The 779-nt window shown below is 56.4% G+C and carries 2 protein-coding genes; one reads left to right on the top strand and one right to left on the bottom strand.

From position 1 onward, the window contains the following. Window positions 1-92: PTS transporter subunit EIIB (locus ASU03_RS22175; RefSeq protein ID WP_157466000.1), on the bottom strand; the 92-nt coding region annotated here is incomplete at its 3' end. 316 nt (window positions 93-408) lie between these two features. Between ASU03_RS22175 and ASU03_RS19225 the strand changes: the two genes are divergently transcribed. After that, window positions 409-779 (top strand): GntR family transcriptional regulator (locus ASU03_RS19225; protein ID WP_157465999.1); only part of this gene is annotated, 371 nt, incomplete at its 3' end.

Here is a 779-nt window from a genome sequence, read left to right as displayed (position 1 = left end):
CGCGTCACGCAGTGGGCCGCTTGCTCAAGGTTGTCGCTGCCACCGAGGTTCTGCAGAATCTCGCGGGCGATGTTGGGGTAATCGTGGCTCATGCTTGTTCTTCCACTTTAGATTCTTGTTATTGGCAGCATGCCGAGGGCAAAAGTACTCGTCTGTACGAGTTAAAGCAACAACTCGTACAGACGAGTTACAAAAATATCGAATGAGCGCTTTTCTGTAGGAGCGAGCTTGCTCGCGAAGAACCTGAGGGCAACACGGGGTGTCAGTTTTTTCGCGTTATCGTTAACGATTTTCGCGAGCAAGCTCGCGCCTACAGGGATTTGCGATATCCGAGGGGCTGATGGACAAACCCCACCTCTGCCTCTAAGGTTCCTGCCTTGAATGCAATCGCGGCACAGAGCCATTCCCATGAGTAAATACAACCAGATCTACACTGATCTGCTTGCCAGCATCCCCACCGAACGCCTGCAACGCGGCACCCGCCTGCCCACCGAAACGGAGTTGATGGATACCTACCAGGCCACCCGCGGCACCGTGCGCCGGGCCATCGAGCAGTTGCAGGAACGTGAATGCGCGCAAGAGATTCACGGCAAGGGGACGTGCGTGCTGTCGCGAAACCCGATTGAGTTAAAACTGGGCGGCATCGTCAGCTTCCACGAAACCAACGGCGACCTGGGCGATGACGTACGCACCGAAGTAGTCGAATTCACTCGAGTGCCTCTGGAAGGCTCGCTGCTGCAACATATCGAGGCCGAGCCCGGCACGCTGATCACCCGCAT

Origin of the sequence: Colwellia sp. TT2012, assembly GCF_001440345.1 — a bacterium.
GTDB lineage: Bacteria > Pseudomonadota > Gammaproteobacteria > Enterobacterales > Alteromonadaceae > Colwellia.
This window is presented reverse-complemented; position numbering and strand designations above follow the sequence as displayed.